Source organism: Pseudoxanthomonas sp. SL93 (genome assembly GCF_026625825.1).
In the GTDB taxonomy this organism is placed as follows: Bacteria; Pseudomonadota; Gammaproteobacteria; order Xanthomonadales; family Xanthomonadaceae; genus Pseudoxanthomonas_A.
The window spans coordinates 1540551-1561554 of the sequence record NZ_CP113065.1 but is presented as its reverse complement, the minus strand read 5'-3'; the positions used below and the strand labels follow the sequence as shown (position 1 = coordinate 1561554).

The 21004-nt window shown below is 66.5% G+C and carries 18 protein-coding genes; 11 read left to right on the top strand and 7 right to left on the bottom strand.

The window, feature by feature from the left end:
* Positions 1-19 precede the first annotated feature (19 nt).
* The 3 genes from OVA13_RS07295 to OVA13_RS07285 all read right to left on the bottom strand — a co-directional run bounded on the left by OVA13_RS07295 (position 20) and on the right by OVA13_RS07285 (position 4160).
* The gene (locus OVA13_RS07295) at positions 20-1324 is read right to left on the bottom strand and encodes a diguanylate cyclase (protein ID WP_267793116.1); all 1305 of its coding nucleotides are present in this window, start codon (positions 1322-1324) and stop codon (positions 20-22) included.
* A gap of 111 nt (positions 1325-1435) precedes the next feature.
* Positions 1436-2728, bottom strand: coding sequence for an NAD(P)/FAD-dependent oxidoreductase (locus OVA13_RS07290; RefSeq protein ID WP_267793115.1), 1293 nt, complete (start codon positions 2726-2728; stop codon positions 1436-1438).
* A gap of 52 nt (positions 2729-2780) precedes the next feature.
* Complete coding sequence (locus tag OVA13_RS07285) at positions 2781-4160, bottom strand: glutamine synthetase family protein (RefSeq protein WP_267793114.1); 1380 nt, start codon at positions 4158-4160, stop codon at positions 2781-2783.
* 208 nt (positions 4161-4368) lie between these two features.
* Between OVA13_RS07285 and OVA13_RS07280 the strand changes: the two genes are divergently transcribed.
* The 10 genes from OVA13_RS07280 (at position 4369) to OVA13_RS07235 (ending at position 16082) form a co-directional block, all read left to right on the top strand.
* Positions 4369-5127, top strand: coding sequence for a gamma-glutamyl-gamma-aminobutyrate hydrolase family protein (locus tag OVA13_RS07280; RefSeq protein ID WP_267793113.1), 759 nt, complete (start codon positions 4369-4371; stop codon positions 5125-5127).
* A gap of 3 nt (positions 5128-5130) precedes the next feature.
* Positions 5131-6522 carry a glutamine synthetase family protein gene (locus OVA13_RS07275; RefSeq protein ID WP_267793112.1) on the top strand — a complete coding sequence of 464 codons (1392 nt, stop codon included), beginning with the start codon at positions 5131-5133 and terminating at the stop codon, positions 6520-6522.
* Between the two features lie 116 nt (positions 6523-6638).
* Positions 6639-8003, top strand: coding sequence for an aspartate aminotransferase family protein (locus tag OVA13_RS07270; protein WP_267793111.1), 1365 nt, complete (start codon positions 6639-6641; stop codon positions 8001-8003).
* Positions 8004-8105: 102 nt separating this feature from the next.
* Complete coding sequence (locus OVA13_RS07265; protein WP_267793110.1) at positions 8106-9218, top strand: polyamine ABC transporter substrate-binding protein; 1113 nt, start codon at positions 8106-8108, stop codon at positions 9216-9218.
* Positions 9219-9426: 208 nt separating this feature from the next.
* On the top strand, positions 9427-10551 hold the full coding sequence (locus OVA13_RS07260; RefSeq protein ID WP_267793109.1) for a polyamine ABC transporter substrate-binding protein: 1125 nt from the start codon (positions 9427-9429) through the stop codon (positions 10549-10551).
* 144 nt (positions 10552-10695) lie between these two features.
* Positions 10696-11841, top strand: coding sequence for an ABC transporter ATP-binding protein (gene potA, locus OVA13_RS07255; RefSeq protein WP_267793476.1), 1146 nt, complete (start codon positions 10696-10698; stop codon positions 11839-11841).
* Positions 11838-12752: an ABC transporter permease subunit gene (locus OVA13_RS07250; RefSeq protein ID WP_267793108.1), complete on the top strand. Its 915-nt coding sequence runs from the start codon at positions 11838-11840 to the stop codon at positions 12750-12752. Before potA ends, OVA13_RS07250 begins: the two co-directional genes overlap by 4 nt.
* Entirely contained in the window at positions 12749-13591 is an 843-nt protein-coding gene (locus OVA13_RS07245; RefSeq protein ID WP_267793107.1) for an ABC transporter permease subunit, read from the top strand. The genes OVA13_RS07250 and OVA13_RS07245 overlap by 4 nt, the downstream gene beginning before the upstream one ends.
* A gap of 87 nt (positions 13592-13678) precedes the next feature.
* Entirely contained in the window at positions 13679-15040 is a 1362-nt protein-coding gene (locus OVA13_RS07240; RefSeq protein ID WP_267793106.1) for an NAD-dependent succinate-semialdehyde dehydrogenase, read from the top strand.
* Positions 15041-15221: 181 nt separating this feature from the next.
* Positions 15222-16082, top strand: coding sequence for a pirin family protein (locus tag OVA13_RS07235; RefSeq protein WP_267793105.1), 861 nt, complete (start codon positions 15222-15224; stop codon positions 16080-16082).
* 43 nt (positions 16083-16125) lie between these two features.
* On the opposite strand, the gene OVA13_RS07230 is transcribed toward OVA13_RS07235, so the two are convergent.
* The 4 genes from OVA13_RS07230 to OVA13_RS07215 all read right to left on the bottom strand — a co-directional run bounded on the left by OVA13_RS07230 (position 16126) and on the right by OVA13_RS07215 (position 19322).
* Positions 16126-16593 carry a hypothetical protein gene (locus OVA13_RS07230; RefSeq protein ID WP_267793104.1) on the bottom strand — a complete coding sequence of 156 codons (468 nt, stop codon included), beginning with the start codon at positions 16591-16593 and terminating at the stop codon, positions 16126-16128.
* 253 nt (positions 16594-16846) lie between these two features.
* Positions 16847-17569 (bottom strand): aquaporin Z, encoded by a 723-nt coding sequence (gene aqpZ, locus OVA13_RS07225; RefSeq protein WP_267793103.1) that lies wholly within the window; start codon positions 17567-17569, stop codon positions 16847-16849.
* A gap of 148 nt (positions 17570-17717) precedes the next feature.
* Entirely contained in the window at positions 17718-18581 is an 864-nt protein-coding gene (locus OVA13_RS07220; RefSeq protein WP_267793102.1) for a pirin family protein, read from the bottom strand.
* A 192-nt stretch (positions 18582-18773) separates the two neighbouring features.
* The gene (locus tag OVA13_RS07215) at positions 18774-19322 is read right to left on the bottom strand and encodes a histidine phosphatase family protein (protein WP_267793101.1); all 549 of its coding nucleotides are present in this window, start codon (positions 19320-19322) and stop codon (positions 18774-18776) included.
* Between the two features lie 100 nt (positions 19323-19422).
* Here OVA13_RS07215 and OVA13_RS07210 point away from each other — a divergent pair, with 100 nt between their 5' ends.
* Positions 19423-20970, top strand: a complete 1548-nt coding sequence (locus OVA13_RS07210) for a phospholipase D family protein (protein ID WP_267793100.1) — start codon at positions 19423-19425, stop codon at positions 20968-20970.
* Positions 20971-21004 lie beyond the last annotated feature (34 nt).

Sequence of the window (21004 nt, the reverse complement as noted above, 5' to 3'; positions counted from 1 at the left end):
CGGGTCCTGACGGCGCGCTTCAGCCGTTCGACACCACGCGGTTGCGTCCACCCGCCTTGGCCAGATACAAGCGGCGGTCTGCCTCGCTGAGCAGGTGGTTGAGCGTCTGCCCCGGGAACCGCGTGCGGAACACGCCGATGCTGACCGTCATGCGCAGCACCTGGCCGCCCACGTCCACCCGCAGCGCCTCGATCCGCTGGCGCAGGCTTTCGAAATACTCCACCGCTTCGCCTTCGCCCAGATAGGGCACCAGCGCGCAGAACTCCTCGCCGCCGAACCGCGCGACCAGGTCCTGCGCGCCGGCATGCTGGGCGATGGTATTCGCGACCGCCTTCAGGGCCAGGTCGCCGGCTTCGTGCCCGTAAGTGTCGTTGATGTGCTTGAAGTGGTCGATGTCGACGATGGCGGCGGTCACCGCCTGTTGCCGGCCCAGGGTATTCGGCAGCAACGCATGGCATTCGGACAGGAAGTGGCGGCGATTCGGCAGGCCGGTGAGGAAATCGCGCGTGGCCAGGTCCTGCAGCGTGCCGATCAGTTCCAGCTGGTCGATGTTCTGCGACACGCGGCAGAAGAATTCTTCCCGCGAGAAGGGCTTGTGCAGGAAGTCGTTGGCGCCACTCTTCAGGAAGCGCGGCACCAGCGAGGCGTCGCTGGTACCGGAAATGCCGATGATGGCCAGATGGTCGCGGGCATGGCGCGCGCGCAGGCGACGGGTGAACTCGTGCCCTTTCATGCCCGGCATTTCCTCGTCCACGATCGTCAGGCGGATGTCCGGATTGGCGTCCAGCATGGCCAGCCCCGCCTCGCCATCGGCCGCTTCCAGTACGCGGAACCCGTACATCGCCAGCAGCGCAGCGGCGTGCTGGCGCGCGGAGCGCGAGTCGTCGACGATCAGGGCCGCGATGCGCCGGTTTCGCTCGAGCCGCTGCACAAGCCACACCAGGTAGTCGATGCTGCCCGGCGTGTTCTTCAGCACGTAGTCGACCACCTGCCGGCGCAGGACCTGCTGGCGCATGGCGTCGTCATAGACCCCGCTGACCACCACCGTGGGCAGTTCGCGCGACAGGAAGAACTCCACGACGTCGTCGTGGCTGCCGTCGGCCAGCACCAGGCTGGTGACCACCATGAACCAGTCCTGCCGCTGCTCCAGCATCGTGCGGGCTTCGGCCAGGGTGGCGGCATACGCCACCGGCAGCGCCAGCTTCTGCTCGATGGCCTCGCCGATCAGGCGGGCGTGCGTGCGCGAGTTCTCCACCACCAGGACGCGTTGGGGCAGCGGATCATTGCCGGCGGTGGCGGGAGGAACGCGTAACGGAGTGGGCATGCGTGGTGGGCTGCGTGTTGGCGCAGCGCCGCAGAGGGACCATGACCGTTTATCGGCCGGCCCAGGGGCAACTTGAGAGTGCCGTCACGAAATATCCCCCGGCGTGCCGACCTACCAGAGGGCGTCGCGCAGCTTGTACCAGGCCATGGCGGCCACCAGCAGCGGGGTGCGCAAGGCGCGCCCGCCAGGGAAGGGGTGGTGCCCGATCTTCGCGAACAGGTCCAGGCGCTCGGACTGCCCGCGGATGGCCTCGGCGATCAGCTTGCCGGCCAGACCGGTCGCGATGACGCCGTGCCCCGAGAAACCCTGCGCGAAATACACCTGGGGGGTCAGCCGGCCCCAGTGCGGCGCGCGGTTCAGCGAGATGTCGATCATGCCGCCCCACAGGTATTCCACGCCCACGTCGCGCAGCTGCGGGAACACCCGGTGCATGCGGCGCGTCATCACCCCGCGCAGGTTGGGCGGCGGCAGGGTGGAATAACTGGCGCGCCCGCCGAACAGCAGGCGGTGGTCGCGGCTCAGGCGGTAGTAGTCCAGCGCCCAGTTGGTGTCGGCCACCGCCATGTCGTTGCGGATCAGTGCGCGCGCGCGCTGCTCGCCCAGCGGCGCGGTGGCGGCGATGTAGGTGCCCACCGGCATCATCCGCGACTCGAGTTCCGGCGCGATGCCGCGCAGCAGCGCGTTGCCCGCGATCACGGCAAAGTCGCTGCGCACTTCGCCCTGTGCCGTCTTCATCACCGGGTGCGGCCCGCGCAGCAGTCCGGTGACGCGCGAGTGCTCGAAGATGCGCACGCCGGCCGCCATCGCAGCGCGTGCCAGGCCAAGGACATATTCCAACGGGTGCAGATGCCCGCTGTTGGGGTCGTACAGAGCGCCGAGATAGCGGTCGCTGGCCAGTTGCGACCGCAGCTGTTCACGACTCCACCACTGCACGGGGTAGTCGTAGCGGGCGGCCAGATCGTCGACCGCGGCGCGCAGTTCGCGTTCCTGGCGGGGCTTGATGGGCACCTGCGCATGGCCGTCGCGCCAGTCGCAGGCGATGCCATGGCGATCGATGCGGTCGCGCAGCCACTGCAGGCCTTCGCGGGACAGGTCGAACATCCGGCGGGCATCGTCGAAACCCACCAGCGCCTCCAGCTTCGCTTCGCCACAGCTGAAGCCGGCGATGGCCTGGCCGCCATTGCGTCCCGATGCGCCCCAGCCGATGCGTTCGGCTTCCAGCACGACCACCTTGTAGCCGGCTTCGGCCAGTTCCAGCGCGGCCGACAAACCGGTGTAGCCGGCACCCAGGATGCAGACGTCGGCGTCGATGCGTCCCTGCAGCGGAGGCTGTTCCGGCAGGGGCGTGGCGCTGGCGGCGTACCAGCTGGGCGGGTAGGCCTCGCGGCCGGCTGGAGCGGTCATCGCAGATCCGCCTGCGCTGGCATGTGGATGAAGACAGCGCGCTTGCGTGCCATCACACCGCCCGCAGGTACCAGGCGTATTCCAGGTCGGTGACCTGGGTATAGAAGCTGTGCATCTCCTTGAGCTTCTGCTGGCCGTAGATGTGGCGGAAGGATTCACCGAACTGCGCCTGGATGAAGTCGCTGGCCATGAAGTCGCGGATGGCATCGCGCCAGAACGGCGTGCGGATCTCGGTCTGCTCGTAGGCGTTGCCGGTGATCGGCGGGCCGGGGTCGAACCCGTTCTCGATGCCGTGCAGCATGCCGGCCAGCACGGCGGCGGTGACCAGATAGACGTTGGCGTCGGCGCCGGCGATGCGGTGCTCGATGCGCGTGTTCGCCTCGTCGCTGTGCGGGATGCGCATGGCGACGGTGCGGTTGTTGTAGCCCCACACGTCGTTCAACGGCACGAACGCGTTGAGCACGAAGCGGCGGTAGCTGTTGGCGTGCGGGGCGAACAGCAGCAGGCAATCCTGGTCGCTGCGCTGCAGGCCGCCGATGGCGTGCTTCAGCGCATCGGCAGGCGCCTCGGGCGGCGAGGCGAAGATGTTGCGGCCGTCGCGGTCCAGCACGCTGGCATGGATGTGCAGGCCGCTGCCGGCCTGCTCGGCGAACGGCTTGGCCATGAAGCTCGCCTGCAGGCCCTGCTGCTGTGCGACGGCCTTGATGGCGCGCTTCAGGTAGACCGCATCGTCGCAGGCGAGCAGCGCGTCGTCGCGGTGCTTCAGGTTGATCTCGAACTGGCCGGGGGCATATTCCGCCACGGCAGTGTCGGCGGGAATGCGCTGTGCCCGGCAGGTCGCCGCCACCGCATCGGTGAAGCCGCGGTAGTCGTTCAGGTCTTCCATGTAGTAGACCTGCGTGCTGGTGTTGCGCCGCCCGGTCACCGGGTTGATCGAGGTGCGCGGGCGGCCGGCGTCATCCAGGCGCTGGTCGAACAGGTAGAACTCCAGCTCCACCGCCACCACCGGTTTCAGGCCGCGCGCGGCGTAGCGCGCCAGCACGCGCTTGAGTACTTCCCGCGGGTTGGCTTCGAACATGCCGCCCTGCGCGTCCTCCATGCCCAGCAGCAGCTGCGCGGCGGGGCGGGGCGACCACGGCACCGCGCGCAGCGAGCCCGGCACGGGGCGGCAGACGCGATCCTCGTCGCCGATGTCGTAACCCAGCCCGGTTTCTTCCACCGTGTTGCCGGTGATGTCGGTGGCGATGAGCGACATGGGCAGGCACACGCCGTCGCGGTAGACCTTTTCCAGGGCGTCGCGGGTGATGCGCTTGCCACGCAGCAGGCCGTTCATGTCCGGCAGCAGCAGATCGACCAGCTCGCAGTCGGGAATCGAGGCCAGCGTGGCGGCGTCGTCGGCAGGCAGGGAAGGCGCAGCGGAATCGGGGCGCATGGTGGCGTTCCTGGAGGCTGCGGGCAGCTTAGCAGAGGGTGGGAGGCGTCAAGAATACTCAACGCGGAAATTGCCGGAGGTCGACGAATTGCCCGAAATTGGTGCCGCGCCGCACCATATGAGCGCCAAAAACGCCTTCCTGGCGTCTCGTGTTGTAAAAATAAAACGGCCGGGTTAACTTGCCTGCAAGCCACTTCGGGCTTCCTGCATGACCCCGCTGCCGCGGGTCGGTCTACCGACCGACCACAAGCAAATCGGTGCACATCCCTTCCTCGCCGTCGGCGAGAAATACGTGCGCGCGGTGGTCGATGGGGCGGGCTGCCTGCCTCTGCTGGTGCCCACGCTGGATCCGGTGCTGCCGCTCGAGGATCTGCTGGAAGGACTGGATGGCCTTCTCCTGACCGGCGCGGTCAGCAACATCGAACCGCACCATTACAGCGACGAATCCAGTTACGAGGGCAACCTGCTGGATCCGCGCCGCGATGCCACCAACCTGCCGCTGATTCCGCTGGCCGTGCGGATGGGCGTGCCGGTGCTGGCGATCTGCCGCGGGTTCCAGGAGGTCAACGTGGCATTCGGCGGCAGCCTGTACCAGAAGGTGCACGAGCAGCCGGGCTTCATGGATCACCGCGAGGACAAGGACGCGCCACTCGACGTGCAGTACGGTCCCGCGCACGCCATCACGCTGGCCGCCGGCGGCGTGCTGGCCGCCGTCGCCGGTAGTGGAAGCGCCGTGGTGAACTCCCTGCACGGGCAGGGCGTGCGCCGCCTCGGCGACGGCCTGGTCGTTGAAGCCAGCGCGCCGGATGGCCTGATCGAGGCGTTCCGCCACGAAGGGCCGGCTTTCATGCTGGCGGTGCAGTGGCACCCGGAATGGAAAGTCACCGAAAACCCGTTCTACCTGGGCATCTTCAAGGCCTTTGGCGACGCCTGCCGCGCACGCGCGGCGCAACGACCAGCGACGTGAACAATGAGTCAACGACAGCCCCAACGAAAGAAGACCAGTGCCGCCGAACCCGCGGAAAGTTCGCTGCGGCGCTGGCTGAAGGAACGCAGCATCACCGAAGTCGAATGCCTGGTACCCGACATCACCGGCATTGCACGCGGCAAGATCATCCCCGCCGACAAGTTCAGCCATGACTACGGTACGCGCCTGCCCGAAGGCATCTTCGCCACCACCGTCACCGGCGACTACCCGGACGATTATTACGAACTGACGTCGCCGTCGGACTCGGACATGTTCCTGCGGCCAGACCCGGACACCGTGCGCATGGTGCCGTGGGCCACCGATCCCACCGCGCAGGTCATCCACGATTGCCACACCAAGGACGGCAAGCCGCATGATCTGGCGCCGCGCAACGTGCTGCGGCGCGTGCTGGCCGCGTACGAGAAGGAAGGGTTGCGCCCGGTGGTGGCACCGGAACTGGAATTCTTCCTGGTGCAGAAGAACACCGATCCCGATTTCCCGCTGCTGCCGCCCGCCGGCCGCTCGGGCCGTCCCGAAACCGCGCGGCAGTCGTACTCCATCGATGCGGTCAACGAGTTCGACCCCATCCTCGACCTGATGTACGACTACTGCGATGCGATGGAACTGGACGTGGACACGCTGATCCACGAATCCGGCGCCGCGCAGCTGGAAGTCAACTTCACCCATGACGATGCGCTGTCGCGCGCCGACCAGGTATTCCTGTTCAAGCGCACGATGCGCGAGGCGGCCATGCGCCATGGCGTGTACGCCACGTTCCTGGCCAAGCCGATGGAGAACGAACCCGGCAGCGCCATGCACATCCACCAGAGCCTGCTGGACATCAAGACGGGGCGCAATGTCTTCACCGGCAAGACCGAAGGCAAGGGCAGCAAGCTGTTCGGCCATTACCTGGGCGGCCTGCAGAAGTACGTGCCGATGGCGATGGCGTTCTTCGGGCCGAACGTCAACTCCTACCGCCGGCTGGCGCTGGGGCAGGTGGCGCCGATCAACGTGCAGTGGGGCTACGACAACCGTACCTGCGGCCTGCGCGTGCCGATGGACACGCCGGAGAACATGCGGGTTGAAAGCCGCTTCGCCGGGTCGGACGCCAATCCCTACCTCGCCATGGCCGGTACGCTGGCGTGCGGCCTGCTGGGCATCCGCGAACAGCTCAAGCCGACCGAACCGCTGGCGAGCAGCGCGCAGGACATCGGCTTCGAACTGCCGCGTTCGCTCGGCGAGGCGCTCGACGAGCTGGAAGGCTGCAAGCCGCTGCAGGACCTGATGGGCGCGCGCTTCGTGCGCGCTTACGTCTCGGTGAAGCGGAAGGAGTACGAGACCTTCTTCCGCGTGATCAGTTCGTGGGAGCGGGAATTCCTGTTGTTGAACGTCTGATCCGTAGCCTTCCCCAGATTCTTCCTGCGGGAGCGACGTCAGTCGCGATGAAGCTCTACCGGTAGCCCATCGCGACTGACGTCGCTCCCACAACCGATCCCGATGTGGAGTTTCACATGAACCAACTCGACACCCGCACCCTGCAGCAGCTCGATGCCGAGCACCACCTGCATCCGTTCAACGACAATGCCGCGCTGGCGAAGAAGGGTACCCGCATCCTCACCAAGGGTGAGGGCTGCTATGTGTGGGATGCGGAAGGCAACCAGTTGCTAGATGCGTTCGCCGGCCTGTGGTGCGTGAACATCGGCTACGGGCGTAAGGAACTGGGCGAGGCCGCGTCGAAGCAGATGACGCAGCTGGCGTACTACAACAGCTTCTTCCAGTGCACCACCGAGCCGACCATCCACCTGGCCGCCAAGCTCGCCGAGCTGTCGCCGGGCGATCTGAACCATGCGTTCTTCGTCAATTCCGGCTCGGAAGCCAACGACACCATCCTGCGACTGGTCCGCCACTTCTGGGCCGTGCAGGACAAGCCGCAGAAGAACATCTTCATCGGCCGCCACGACGGCTACCACGGCACCACCATGGCCGGCGCCAGCCTGGGTGGGATGAAGGGCATGCACAAGCAGGGCGGATTGCCGATCCCCGACATCCACCACATCGACCCCCCGTTCTGGTTTGCCGACGGCGGCGACATGGGCGAGGACGAATACGGACTGGCCGCCGCGCGCCGGCTGGAGCAGAAGATCCTGGAACTGGGGCCCGACCGCGTGGCCGCCTTCATCGGCGAACCCATCATGGGCGCCATCGGTGTCTATATCCCGCCGAAGACGTACTGGCCCGAGATCGAGCGCATCTGCCGCCAGTACGATGTGCTGCTGGTGGCCGACGAAGTCATCTGCGGTTTCGGCCGCACCGGCGAGTGGTTCGGTTCACAGTACTTCGGTTTCCAGCCGGACATCATGCCGGTGGCCAAGGGCATCACGTCCGGTTACATCCCGCTGGGCGCGGCGATGTTCAACGACCGCGTGGCCGGCGTGCTGAAGGAGCAGGGCGGCGAGCTGGCGCATGGCGCCACGTATTCCGGCCACCCCGTCTGCGCAGCGGTGGCGCTGGAGAACATCCGCATCCTGCAGGACGAGAAGATCGTGGAGCGCTGCAAGACCGACACCGCGCCCTACCTGGCGCAGCGCTGGGCGGAGCTGGGCGAGCATCGCCTCGTGGGCCAGGCCCGCATCGCCGGCATGGTCGGCGCGCTGGAACTGGTACCGGACAAGCGCAAGCGTGCGTTCTTCCCCGAGCGCGGCACGGTTGGTCCGCGGTGCCGCGACCATGCGCTGAAGAACGGGCTGATCCTGCGCGCGACCTGGGACGCCATGCTGCTGTCGCCGCCGCTCATCATCACGCGCGCCCAGATCGACGAACTGTTCGAGAAGGCATGGAAGGCCCTCAATGCAACGGCGGAGGACCTGGGCCTGTAACCGGAGGCAGCAACAGATGTGCGAGGTGACGGGCAGGCTTCCCGTGGCCGTACCCGGGCGTATGATGGTCCCATCCCTTCCCCCATGCTTCAGGAGAACGCGATGAAGCTGACATCCCTCTCTGTCGTGCTGGCCGCCTGCCTGCTGGCCGCCTGCGGCGGCAACGAGGACAAGGCGGCCGATGCGCCTTCGAAGACCCTCAACGTCTACAACTGGTCCGACTACATCGCCGAGGACACGTTGCCGGAATTCGAAAAAGCCACCGGCATCAAGGTCACCTACGATGTGTTCGACAGCGACGAGATGGTCGAGACCAAGCTGCTGGCCGGTTCCAGCGGCTACGACGTGGTGGTGCCGTCGCTGAGTTTCCTGGGCCGGCAGATCCAGGCGGGCGTGTTCCTGCCGCTGGACAAGTCGAAGATCCCCAACCTCAAGAACCTGGACCCGGAAATGCTCAAGCGCATCGCGCTGCAGGACCCGGGCAACCAGTACGCCGTGCCTTACCTGTGGGGCACCAGCGGCATCGGCTACAACGTGGACAAGGTGAAGGCGGTGTTCGGCAACACCGACGTGGTCAACAGCTGGGACGTGGTGTTCAAGCCGGAGAACGCGGCGAAGCTGAAGGATTGCGGCATCACCGTGCTGGACACGCCGTCGGAACTCATCCCCATCGCGCTGAACTACCTGGGCGAAGACCCGCACAGCTTCGATCCCAAGGTGATCGACAAGGCCGCCGCGCTGCTGAAGGGCGTGCGCCCCTACATCCGCAATTTCCACTCGTCCTCTTACATCAACGACCTGGCCAACGGCGACGTCTGCCTGGTGGTGGGCTGGTCGGGCGACATCATCCAGGCCCGCGACCGCGCCGCCGAAGCGGGCAACGGTGTCAACGTGGCGTATTCCATCCCGAAGGAAGGGGCGCCGCAATGGTTCGACATGCTGGCCATCCCGAAGGATGCCCGGAATGTCGACAACGCCTATGCCTTCATCAACTACCTGCTGGACCCGAAGGTGGCCGCGGCCAACACCAACTTCGTCACCTACCCGAACCCGGTGCCGGCATCGCGCCCGATGGTGGAGAAGTCGATCAGCGAGGACACCAGCATCTATCCGCCCGCCGAGGTGGACGCCAAGCTGTTCACCTTCGCGGTGCTGCCGCCGGAAGTGGACCGGCAGTACACGCGCATCTGGACCGAACTGAAGACGGGACGGTGAAGCAACGGGGGCGCGGTGGTGCATCCGCCGCGCCCGCAGTGAGGTGACGCAGCCCCGCACAGGCAGGCGGGGAGCGGTACGGGGGAGGGGAAGGGGAGCAACGCGGCAGGGACCACAGGCCATTGGATCGACAGCAATCCCGGGCGCATGCCACGGCAGCGTCAGGACCACATCAAGCAGCCCTTGCGGCCCGACAGGAGAGAGATTGATGAAACTGCGAGTTTTGGCGACCACCCTGGCCCTCTGTACCCTGGTGGCCTGTGGGAAATCGGGTGAGGAAGGCGGCGCGCCTGCGGCCGAGGGTGGCGGCAAGAGCGTCAACGTCTACAACTGGTCGGACTACATCGCCGACGACACCATCCCCAACTTCGAGAAATCCACCGGCATCAAGGTCACCTACGATGTCTTCGACAGCAACGAGGTCCTGGAGACCAAGCTGCTGGCCGGTTCCAGCGGCTACGACGTGGTGGTGCCGACGATGAACTTCCTCGGTCGCCAGATCCAGGCCGGCGTGTTCCTGCCGCTGGACAAGAGCAAGATCCCCAACTACGCCAATCTCGACCCGGCCATCATGAAGCGGCTGGAGAACCAGGACCCCGGCAACCAGCACGCCATTCCCTACATGTGGGGCACCACCGGCATCGGCTACAACGTCGACAAGGTGAAGGCGGCCTTCGGCAACACCGACATCGCCAACAGCCTGGACATCGTGTTCAAGCCCGAGAACATTTCAAAACTGAAGGATTGCGGCGTCACCCTGCTCGACACGCCGTCGGAAATCATCCCGATCGCACTGAACTATCTGGGCGAGGACCCCAACAGCCAGGATCCGGCCGTCATCGACAAGGCCGCCGCGCTGCTCAAGACCATCCGCCCGTACATCACCAATTTCCATTCCTCGCAGTACATCGATGCGATGGCCAATGGCGACACCTGCCTGGTGGTGGGCTGGTCCGGCGACATCATCCAGGCGCGCGACCGCGCCGCCGAGGCCAAGAACGGCGTCAACATCGCCTACGCCATTCCGAAGGAAGGCGCGCCGCAGTGGTTCGACATGCTGTCCATCCCGAAGGACGCCAAGAATGTCGATGCCGCATATGCCTTCATCAACTACCTGCTCGACCCGCAGGTGATGGCCAACAATTCCAACTTCATCAGCTACCCCAATGCCATTCCCAAGGCCAAGGCGTTGATGGACAAGGCGATCACCGACGACCCGACGATCTATCCCACGCCGGAAGTGGAGGCCAAGCTCTTCACCTTCGCCATCATTCCGCCGGAAGTCGATCGCCAGTACACGCGCATCTGGACCGAGCTGAAAACCGGCAAGTGATGTAGGCGACGAAAGGGGAAGTCGCGCCTGTGCCGACGGACGACGGCGCAGTCGCCGGCTTCCCCGTTGACGCCCGCGCCTGCGGGCGACCTCCCGCACCCGCAGCTGCCGTGCGGGCAACTCACCAACACGATGGGGATCGACATGGCGGCAGAGCAGGGCAATGGCGGCAGGGAGGCGGTGGCCAACGGCAAAGGGACTGCGGACGGCTACCTGCGCATCGTGGACGTGCGCAAGGAGTTCGACGGCTTCGTCGCCGTCGACGACACGAACCTGAGCATCCGCAAGGGCGAGATCTTCGCGTTGCTGGGTGGCTCGGGCAGCGGCAAGTCCACCCTGCTGCGCTGCCTGGCCGGTTTCGAGAAGCCCACCTCCGGCAAGATCTATCTCGACGGTGAGCTGCTCAACGACCTGCCGCCGTACGAGCGTCCGCTCAACATGATGTTCCAGTCCTATGCGCTGTTCCCGCACATGACGGTGGAACAGAACATCGCCTTCGGCCTGAAGCAGGATGGGCTGTCCAAGGAAGCCATCAGGAAGCGCGTGGAAGAGATGCTGGCGCTGGTGCAGCTGGGCAAGCTGGCCAAGCGCAAGCCACACCAGCTTTCCGGTGGCCAGCAGCAGCGCGTGGCACTGGCGCGATCGCTGGCGAAAGGCCCGAAGCTTCTGCTGCTGGACGAGCCGATGGGTGCGCTGGACAAGAAGCTGCGCTCGCAGATGCAGCTGGAACTGGTCAGCATCATCGAGAAATCGGGCGTGACCTGCGTGATGGTCACCCACGACCAGGAAGAGGCCATGACCATGGCCACGCGCATCGCGCTGATGGACCAGGGCTGGATACGGCAGGTCGGTACGCCCGACGAGATCTACGAACAGCCCACCAGCCGCTTCGCCGCCGAGTTCATCGGCTCGGTCAACCTGATCGAAGGCGTCGTCGAAGAGGACGAAGCGGACTACGTCACCATCCGTTCGCCGCAGCTGCCCGACCCGATCTATATCGGCCATGGCATTTCCGGTTTCGAAGGCCAGGAAGTCGGCTTCGCGGTGCGCCCGGAAAAGCTCGGCATCGGCAAGGAGGCCCCCGCGCAGCCGCACAACAAGGCCAAGGGCGTGATCGAGGACATCGCCTATTTCGGCAGCCATTCGGTCTACCACGTGCGCCTGCCCAGCGGTTACAAGTTCATGGCCAACTTCGCCAACGTGCAGCGCTGGGCCAGCGAAGCCCTGACCTGGAACGACGAAGTCTGGGTGTGGTGGGGCGACAACGACGGCGTGGTGCTGACCTCATGAACATCCTCCGCTCGCTGGCCAAGCGGTTGCCGGGCGCGCGCTGGGGCGTGATCTCGGTGCCCTACGTCTGGCTGCTGCTGTTCTTCGCGATCCCGTTCCTGATCGTGCTGAAGATATCGTTCTCGAAGCTCGCCATCGCCATGCCGCCGTACACGCCCATCATGGAGTACGTGGACAACGCGCTGACGATGAAGTTGAATCTCAGCAACTACGTCGCGCTGTTCACCGATTCGCAGTACGTGCAGGCGTACCTCAGCTCCATCAAGATCGCGGCCATCTCCACTTTCCTGGCGCTGCTGATCGGCTACCCCATCGCCTACGTCATCGCCAAACTGCCGCCTTCCTCGCGCAACATCGCGATGATGCTGGTGGTGTTGCCGTCATGGACCTCGTTCCTGATCCGCGTCTACGCCTGGATCGGCATCCTGAAGAACAACGGCATCATCAACAACGTGCTGATGAAGATCGGCCTGATCGACGAGCCGCTGCAGATCCTGTACACGCCGATGGCGGCGTACATCGGCATCGTCTACTGCTACCTGCCTTTCATGGTGCTGCCGCTGTACACCAACCTGGTGAAGCACGACAACCGCTTGCTGGAGGCTGCCTACGACCTGGGCGCCAAGCCGTGGAAAGCGTTCTTCACCATCACCCTGCCGCTGTCCAAGGCCGGCATCATCGCCGGCTGCATGCTGGTGATGATTCCGGCGGTGGGTGAATTCGTCATTCCCGAACTGCTGGGCGGACCGGACACGCTGATGATCGGCCGCGTGCTGTGGGGCGAGTTCTTCAACAACCGCGACTGGCCCGCGGCATCGGCGGTGGCCATTGTCATGCTGATCCTGCTGCTGATTCCCATCCTGATCTTCAACCGGGTGCAGCAGCGCGAGATGGAAGGGAGGCTGACATGAGCCGGATGCGCCAGCGTGCCACCACCTGGACGGTGCTGGGGTTGGGCTTCGCCTTCCTCTACATCCCGGTCATCATCCTGATGGTGTATTCGTTCAACGAGTCGCGCCTGGCCACGGTGTGGTCGGGCTTCTCGTTCAAGTGGTATGGCGAACTGTTCCGCGACAAGCAGATGCTGCAGGCGGCGTGGGTCAGCATCAAGGTGGCGTTCTGGACGGCCACGGCGGCGGTGGTGCTGGGCACCATGGCGGCACTGGTGATGACGCGCATGCGCCGGTTCCCCGGCAAGACCCTGTTCGGCGCCCTGATCACCGCGCCGCTGGTGATGCCGGAAGTGATCATCGGCTTGTCGATCCTGCTGATGTTCGTCTCGCTGGGGCAACTGGTCGGCCTGCAGCCTCGGGGCATCCTGTCCATCTGGATCGCGCACGTGACCTTCACGCTGGCGTTCGTGACCGTGGTGGTGTCCTCGCGCCTGTCCGAGCTGGACAAGTCGCTGGAAGAGGCGGCGATGGACCTGGGTGCGAACCGCATCAAGGTGTTCTTCCTCATCACGCTGCCGATCATCGCGCCGGCACTGGTGTCCGGCTGGCTGCTGGCGTTCACGCTGTCGCTGGACGACGTGGTCATCGCCAGCTTCGTGGCTGGCCCCAACTCGACGACACTGCCGATGAAGGTGTTCTCGTCGGTGCGCCTGGGCCTGAGCCCCAAGATCAATGCCTTGGCCACGCTGATGATCCTGGCCGTGTCGCTGGCGGCGTTGCTGGGCTGGTGGCTGATGTACCGCGAGGAGAAGCGGCGGCAGCGCGACATGCAGCTGGCACTGCAGGAAAACGGTTGAAGCAGCCGTGCCGATCCGGCCGGTCCACGACGGCCGGATAACGCCGTCGCACGGATAATTTCGCGACATGTTCCCCTATCGCTGCCCATGACCATCGAAACCATCAATCCCGCTACCGGCCAGGTCGAGTATCGCCACGAACTGATGAGCGCAACGCAGGTGGATGCCGTGCTGGCCGCGTCCCAACGGGCGTTTCCTGCCTGGTCTTCGCTGGACTTGGCCCAGCGCGGCAAAGTGCTGCGCGCCGTGGGCGCCGAGCTGCGGCGTCGTCGCGACGACATCCAGCGCATCATGACGGCCGAGATGGGCAAGCTGCGCAAGGAGGCGTTGGCCGAAGTCGACAAGTGCGCCGGTGCCTGCGATTACTACGCCGACCATGCCGCCGATTACCTGCGGGACCGGTCCGTCACCACCGACGGCCAGCGCAGCTACGTACGCTACGAGCCCATCGGCTGCGTGCTGGCGGTGATGCCCTGGAACTTCCCCCTCTGGCAGGTCTTCCGCTTTCTTGCGCCGGCGTTGATGGCGGGCAATGTCGCCGTGTTGAAGCACGCCAGCAACGTCCCGCGCTGCGCCGACGTCATCGCCTCGGTGCTGGCGGCCGCCGGTGTTCCGGATGGCGTGTTCGGCGTACTGCACATCGACAACGAGCAGGCGGCGGAGGTGATCCGCGATCCCCGCGTGGCCGCGGTGACCTTGACCGGCAGCGAGCGGGCAGGGCGCTCGGTGGCGGCCAATGCCGGCCAGCAGTTGAAGAAGAGCGTGATGGAACTGGGCGGCAGCGATGCCTTCATCGTGCTGGATGATGCCGACCTGGAGAAGGCCGTCGCCGGTGCGGTGGCGTCGCGTTTCGGCAATGCCGGTCAGACATGCATCGCGGCCAAGCGCTTCATCGTGCAGGAAGGCATCGCGGATGCGTTCGTCGCGCGTTTCGTGGAGGCCTCCGCGCAGCTGCGGCTGGGCGACCCGCAGGATGATGCGACCACGCTGGCGCCGATGGCGCGGCAGGATCTGCGCGACGAACTGCACAAACAGGTGCAGGCCAGCGTCGGCAAGGGTGCCAAGGTGCTGCTGGGCGGCCAGCCCGATGCCTCGCATGCAGGCTATCCGGCGTCGATCCTGGATGCGGTGGTGCCCGGCATGCCGGCCTACGAGGAGGAACTGTTCGGCCCGGTGGCCAGCATCCTGCGCGTGAAGGACGATGCCGACGCCGTGCGCGTGGCCAACGACACCACGTTCGGCCTGGGTGGCAGCGTGTGGACGAAGGATGTCGACCGCGGCGACCGCATCGCGCGCCAGTTGCAGGTCGGCGCGGCGTTCGTCAACGCCATCGTCCGCAGCGACGTGCGCCTGCCGTTCGGCGGGACCAAGCGCTCGGGATTCGGTCGCGAGCTGGCCGAGCACGGCATCCACGAGTTCATGAACATCAAGTCGGTCTACGTGGCCTGAGGTGTGTGGATAGCCGCGGCGGGAGCGACGTGAGTCGCGAGGCCATGCGGGAGTGGTGGTTTCGCGACGTCGCGCCACATCGCATGCGGATGATCCACCGGTGGAACGGATGGTTACGGTGATCGGCGTTCCGAAGCGGCCACGCCGGTGCCATCTTGTCGGCAGTTGAACTGGAGGCGCCATGAGCACCCTGACCGATACCCCTTCCGCCCGCGTGATCCGCAAGGTGCGCGGCCGTGCCACGTCCGACGGTGCGGGCGTGAAGCTGACGCGCGTGATCGGCGGGCCCGACCTGCCCGACCTGGATCCCTTCCTGCTGCTGGACGAGTTCGGCACCGACAAGGCGGAGGACTACCTGGGGGGCTTTCCCGAGCATCCGCATCGCGGGTTCGAGACGGTCACGTACATGCTGGATGGCCGCATGCGCCATCGCGACAACCATGGCAACGAGGGCCTGTTGACCCCCGGTGCCGTGCAGTGGATGACGGCCGGCCGAGGACTCATCCATTCGGAAATGCCGGAGCAGGAGTCCGGGCGCATGCGCGGCTTCCAGCTCTGGGTGAACCTGCCGGCACGCGACAAGATGACGGCGCCGAAGTACCAGGAATTCGCCCCCGACCATATCCCCGTGGCGCATCCCGCCCAGGGCGTCGAGGTGAAGGTCATCGCCGGCGTCGTGGGCGATACGACCGGTCCGATCTCGCAGCCCGCCACCGATCCGGTCTACCTGGACGTCGGCCTGCAGGCCGGGCAGGCGTGGCAGTACACGCTGCCGGAAGGCCACAACGCATTCGCCTATGTGTTCGAGGGCGCGGTGACGGTGGGTGACGGCGATGACGCGCGTGCGCTCGAGACGCACGAGATGGGCGTGCTGGGCGGCGGCGATCGCGTGTCAGTGCGTGCCGGTCGCGAACCCGCGCGCTTGATCCTGGTCGCCGGGCGCCCGCTGCGCGAGCCGGTGATGCGGCATGGTCCGTTCGTGATGAACACCCGGCAGGAGCTGATGCAGGCCTTCGTCGATTTCCAGGAAGGCCGCTTCTGACGTCATGACGCGGGGCGCTGTCGCGCCTCGCGATACTCCGGTCTCAGCGCCCCGCGGACAGCAGCGTGGCGCTGGCCGCGCTGACATCCAGCTGCTGTGCCAGCGAGCGCAGCGTCGCCAGTTCGGCCGGCGATTCGGCGTTGATCCAGACCTGCGCGTACTGGTCCTTGCCCAGTTTGACCACCGTGATGCGGCGCGATTCCATGCCGGGCATGTTGCGCCCGCCCAGGTCGGGGCGGTACCAGTACATCTCGCGGCCGGAGAAGTTGCCTTCCTCCGCGCGCAAACCGCGCTCCAGGCTGATCTTGGGATCACGCGAGGTCAGCATGACATTGAGCACCTGCCGTCCGTCGGCCGTCACCGCCTTGCACGCGATGTAGCTGTGGTCGCCGCGCTGCTCCCATTGCAGTTCGGCGTTGGTCGGCAAGGTGGGACAGGGCGGTGTCTGCTGCGCCCACGCGGGCGCGGACACGGACAGCAGGAGCAGGCAGAACGCAGGCAAGGTCTTCATGAGGCATCCCCTGGACAATCGCCACGGCGTGGCAGATGGTTGGTGCGGGCGTCACTACGGACCGTCGTGGCGTGGACCGTGAGGTCCGGACCGTTCGCCTCCCCAGGCGTTCCACGGCGTTCCCTGCCGATTTCCCCCGGCAGTTGCACAGACCATAGCCCATGCTGCACTGCAAGGCAACGCGGGGGAATGGCGGGGCGATGCACGGCACGCTGCGGCCCGGCGGGTGTGCGCCGGACCGCAGGCCGTGGGCTCAGTCGTTGTCGCGACCCAGCCAGCCGTACAGCATGCCGCCGATCAGGCCGCCCAGGACGGGCGCCAGCCAGAACAGCCACAGCTGGCCGATCGCGGCCGGGCCGGCGAACAGCGCCACGCCGGTGGAGCGGGCCGGGTTCACCGAGGTATTGGTGACGGGAATGCTGATCAGGTGGATCAGCGTCAGCGCCAGGCCGATGGCGATGGGCGCGAAGCCCGGCGGCGCGCGCCTGTGGGTAGCGCCCATGATGACGATCAGGAAGAACGCGGTCAGCACCACCTCGGTCAGGAAGGCCGCCGCCACCGAGTAGCCGCCGGGCGACATCGCCCCATAGCCGTTGCTGGCGAACACGCCCGCCGCGTTCGGGTCCGTGGTGAAGGTACCCGCGCCCTGCGCGATCTGCATGAGGATGAAGCCGGCCGCCAGGCCGCCGATCACCTGCGCCACCACGTACGGCACCAGCTCGCGGACCGGGAACCGGCCACCGGCCCACAGGCCGACGCTCACTGCGGGATTGAAATGGCCGCCGGAAATGTGGCCGAAGGCGTAGGCGCCGGTCAGCACCGTCAGGCCGAACGCCAGCGACACGCCCAGCAGGCCGATGCCCAGCGGGTTGCCGTCACCGCCGAAGTTGGCCGCCAGCACCGCGCTGCCGCAGCCGCCGAGCACCAGCCAGAACGTCCCGAGGAACTCGGCCGTCAGCTTCTTCGCAAGATTCATTGGAACCCCCATGCCTTGTCGGAACCGCCACGCGGCGGTGCGGGCAACATAGCGGAAGCACTCGGGCGGAAGTGTTTGCTTTGCGTTACGGCGGCCGCATTCAAACGCTAGTGCAGCAAGACTGACAATTACGCCCGCCGCGACGCGGTCAGCGGTCGGGCAGGGGGATGAATTCGCTTTCGCCCGGCACGTGCCCGAAACGCCCGTCCAGCCAGTCCTGCTTGGCCTGTTCGATGCGTTCCTTGGAGCTCGAGACGAAGTTCCACCACATGTGGCGCGGTGCATCCAGCGGTTCGCCGCCCATCAGCAGCCCCTTCACCGGCGTCTTGGCGCGCAACACGGGGCGGCTGCCGGGGTCGAACACCACCAGGTGCTTCTCCGGGATGTCGGCACCGTCCACCTGCGCATCGCCTTCCAGTATGTACAGCGCACGTTCGACATGGCCCGCATCGATCGCCAGTTCGGCATCGGGCGCCAGGTCCACCGCCACGTTGAACGTGCCGCTGAACACCTTCACCGGCGATTCCTCACCGTAGGCGGTGCCGGCGATCACGCGCAGGCGCGCACCCGCGCGCTCGATCACCGGCAGTGTCGCGGCGGCATGGTGATGGAACTCCGGCGCGACTTCTTCCGAGGATTTCGGCAACGCCACCCAGGTCTGCATGCCGTGCACGTCGTGCTGCCCGCCACGGACGTCACCCGGCGTGCGTTCGGAATGCGCGATGCCACGGCCGGCGGTCATCCAGTTGACGTCGCCCGGCGTGATGACCTGTTCCGAACCCAGCGTGTCCTTGTGGTTGATGGCGCCGGACCACAGGAAGGTCACCGTCGCCAGGCCGATGTGCGGGTGCGGGCGCACGTCGATGCCGCGGCCGGGCTCGAACACCGCCGGCCCCATGTGATCGACGAACACGAAAGGTCCCACGCTGCGGGCCTGCAGGCTGGGTACGGCGCGACGTACGTTGAAGCCGCCGCCCAGGTCGTGCACGCGGGGCGAGATGATCGTGGTCATGGGGAGTCCTCCGGCGAGGGGCCAAGCATGGCATGGGTGTGGATGTGCACCGATGACATTACGGAAACGGTCCGTTGCGTGTCATCCCCAATCGGGGGCATGCGGCGAGCCGCCACTCGTCGAGCTCGCGGTGGAAGCGGGCCGCGCCGCGGGTCGCTGTCGGCCTGGGAAGCCTGTGGCCGGTCGCCTGCGTCACGGCGGGCCGCTACCGTAGGTCTGCACGTCCAGCGTGGCCTCGCCTTGCGCGTTGATGCGCACCAGTGACAGGCGGTCGTATTCGGTGTCGTCCATCGGGGCGACGTTGCAGGCGCAGAGCGCGGCGACCAGGTCCGGCACCGTGTTGCTGTGGCCGACGACGAGCACGGCGCCGCGCACGTGCTGCTGTTTCCAGCGTGCCGCCGTTTCGCTCGCCGCGCCCTTCGCGTAGTAGGCGGACACCGGCAGCCCGTGCGCGCTGGCGGTGGGCTGTGCGGTCTGCTGGGTGCGGCGGAACTCGGTGGCGTATACCGCGCGCAGCGGCTGGTCGGCGAGCCGCTGGGCCAGCGCTGCGGCGCGTGCCTGTCCTGCCGCCGATAGGCTGGGATTGTCGGGATCGTCCTTGGCCTTTTCGGCATGCCGCACCACGATGAACAGCACGCCGCCGTCATCCGGGGGCGGCGTGGTGGCACAGCCTGCGGCGAACAGCATGGACAGCAACAGCATCGCGACGGGCAGGAGTTTCCGGTATGGAATGGGGTGCATGGCCAGGGCGGTCGGGTGGGCGGCGCCAGCCTGCAATGTCCCTGCACGCGGCGCAAGTGCGGCAGGCGTTAGGATGGCGAGGGTTTCCAGAGGGGGTGGTATGCGTCGGATCTTGCGCGGCATGGGCCTGGTGGCATTGCTGCTGCCGCTGCTGTCGTGGGCGGCGCTATACAGCTACGGCCGCTTCGCCGAACGCGCGCGCGGCGCGGCCTCGCAGGCATTGCCTGTCGCGGCGGCGACACCCCTGGACCGTGCCGTGTCGGACCTGCTGCAGACGCATGCCGGCGAGAGCGGCGTTGCCCTGCTGGCCGACAACCTGGATGCCTTCACCGTGCGTGCGGCGACCGCGCGCGCCGCTGGCCGCAGCCTGGACCTGCAGTACTACATCTGGAACCAGGACTTCACCGGCAACCTGCTGAACTACGAACTGCTGCGCGCCGCCGATCGCGGCGTGCGCGTGCGCCTGCTGCTGGACGACATGACCGCGCATGGCAAGGATTCGGAACTGGCGGCGCTGGACCGGCACCGGAACGTCGAGGTGCGCCTGTTCAACCCGTCGCGCAGCCGCGACGGCACGGTCGGGCGCGCGCTGGAAATGGTGCTGCGACCTGTCAGCATGAACCGGCGCATGCACAACAAGGCCTGGATCGTCGACGGCCGCGTCGCCGTGGTCGGGGGGCGAAACATCGGCGACGAGTATTTCGATGCGTCCGCCGCCACCAACTTCATGGACCTGGACGCGGTGCTGCTGGGTCCGGCCGTGCAACAGACCGAGGCCATCTTCGACGCGTTCTGGAACAGTGCCGCGGTGATCCCGCTGGAGGCATTGACCCGGGCGGACGATGACGCACTGGAACGGCTGCGCAAGCATGGCGATGCCGGCTACCGTTCCGCACAGGCGGGCCCGTATGTGCAGCGCCTGCGCCAATCGCCAGGCATGCGTGCGCTGGCCGGTGGCGGGACATTCCACTGGTCCGATCGGATCAGCGTGCATTCCGATCCGCCTGCCAAGGGCAAGGGCGACGGAAAGTCCGCGTGGCTGGTGACCACGCTGGGGCGCGAGATGAATGCCGCCCGCCGTGAACTGCGCCTGATATCGCCTTACTTCGTGCCGGGCGACGAGGGGGCGGCGTGGTTGACCAACAAGCGCGCGCAGGGAGTGGACGTCAGCGTGCTGACCAACTCGCTGGCGGCCAATGACGTGATGGCGGTGCACGGTGGATATGCGCCGTACCGCGTACCGCTGCTGGAGGGTGGCGTGACGCTGTTCGAACTGATGCCGCATGGCGACCAGGACAGCAGCCTGTTCGGCTCGAGCGGCGCCAGCCTGCACACCAAGGCATTCGCCATGGATGCGGAAACCGGCTTCGTGGGGTCGTTCAACATGGACCCGCGTTCGGTCAGCCTGAACACCGAGATGGGCGTGCTGTTCCATGACCGTGCACTCACCGCCGAACTGCTGCGCAGCTACCAGGGCAAGATCGCGCCCGACAAGAGTTACCGCGTGCAGCTCCAGGGCGGCGAACTCCGCTGGCACGACGGGTCCACCTCGCCGCCGCGTGTCTGGCATCGCGAGCCGGAAGCCAGCGTGTGGCGCCGTGGCATGGCGCGCATGATCGGTTGGCTGCCGATCGAGTCGCAGCTGTAGCGTGCGCCAAGCGCACGACCGCACGATGCCAAAC

Coding starts and splice junctions, on each gene's coding strand:
- OVA13_RS07295 (WP_267793116.1), bottom strand. CDS start 1,324: ATGCCCACTCCGTTACGCGTTCCTCCCGCCACCGCCGGCAATGATCCG.
- OVA13_RS07290 (WP_267793115.1), bottom strand. CDS start 2,728: ATGACCGCTCCAGCCGGCCGCGAGGCCTACCCGCCCAGCTGGTACGCC.
- OVA13_RS07285 (WP_267793114.1), bottom strand. CDS start 4,160: ATGCGCCCCGATTCCGCTGCGCCTTCCCTGCCTGCCGACGACGCCGCC.
- OVA13_RS07280 (WP_267793113.1), top strand. CDS start 4,369: ATGACCCCGCTGCCGCGGGTCGGTCTACCGACCGACCACAAGCAAATC.
- OVA13_RS07275 (WP_267793112.1), top strand. CDS start 5,131: ATGAGTCAACGACAGCCCCAACGAAAGAAGACCAGTGCCGCCGAACCC.
- OVA13_RS07270 (WP_267793111.1), top strand. CDS start 6,639: ATGAACCAACTCGACACCCGCACCCTGCAGCAGCTCGATGCCGAGCAC.
- OVA13_RS07265 (WP_267793110.1), top strand. CDS start 8,106: ATGAAGCTGACATCCCTCTCTGTCGTGCTGGCCGCCTGCCTGCTGGCC.
- OVA13_RS07260 (WP_267793109.1), top strand. CDS start 9,427: ATGAAACTGCGAGTTTTGGCGACCACCCTGGCCCTCTGTACCCTGGTG.
- potA (WP_267793476.1), top strand. CDS start 10,696: ATGGCGGCAGAGCAGGGCAATGGCGGCAGGGAGGCGGTGGCCAACGGC.
- OVA13_RS07250 (WP_267793108.1), top strand. CDS start 11,838: ATGAACATCCTCCGCTCGCTGGCCAAGCGGTTGCCGGGCGCGCGCTGG.
- OVA13_RS07245 (WP_267793107.1), top strand. CDS start 12,749: ATGAGCCGGATGCGCCAGCGTGCCACCACCTGGACGGTGCTGGGGTTG.
- OVA13_RS07240 (WP_267793106.1), top strand. CDS start 13,679: ATGACCATCGAAACCATCAATCCCGCTACCGGCCAGGTCGAGTATCGC.
- OVA13_RS07235 (WP_267793105.1), top strand. CDS start 15,222: ATGAGCACCCTGACCGATACCCCTTCCGCCCGCGTGATCCGCAAGGTG.
- OVA13_RS07230 (WP_267793104.1), bottom strand. CDS start 16,593: ATGAAGACCTTGCCTGCGTTCTGCCTGCTCCTGCTGTCCGTGTCCGCG.
- aqpZ (WP_267793103.1), bottom strand. CDS start 17,569: ATGAATCTTGCGAAGAAGCTGACGGCCGAGTTCCTCGGGACGTTCTGG.
- OVA13_RS07220 (WP_267793102.1), bottom strand. CDS start 18,581: ATGACCACGATCATCTCGCCCCGCGTGCACGACCTGGGCGGCGGCTTC.
- OVA13_RS07215 (WP_267793101.1), bottom strand. CDS start 19,322: ATGCACCCCATTCCATACCGGAAACTCCTGCCCGTCGCGATGCTGTTG.
- OVA13_RS07210 (WP_267793100.1), top strand. CDS start 19,423: ATGCGTCGGATCTTGCGCGGCATGGGCCTGGTGGCATTGCTGCTGCCG.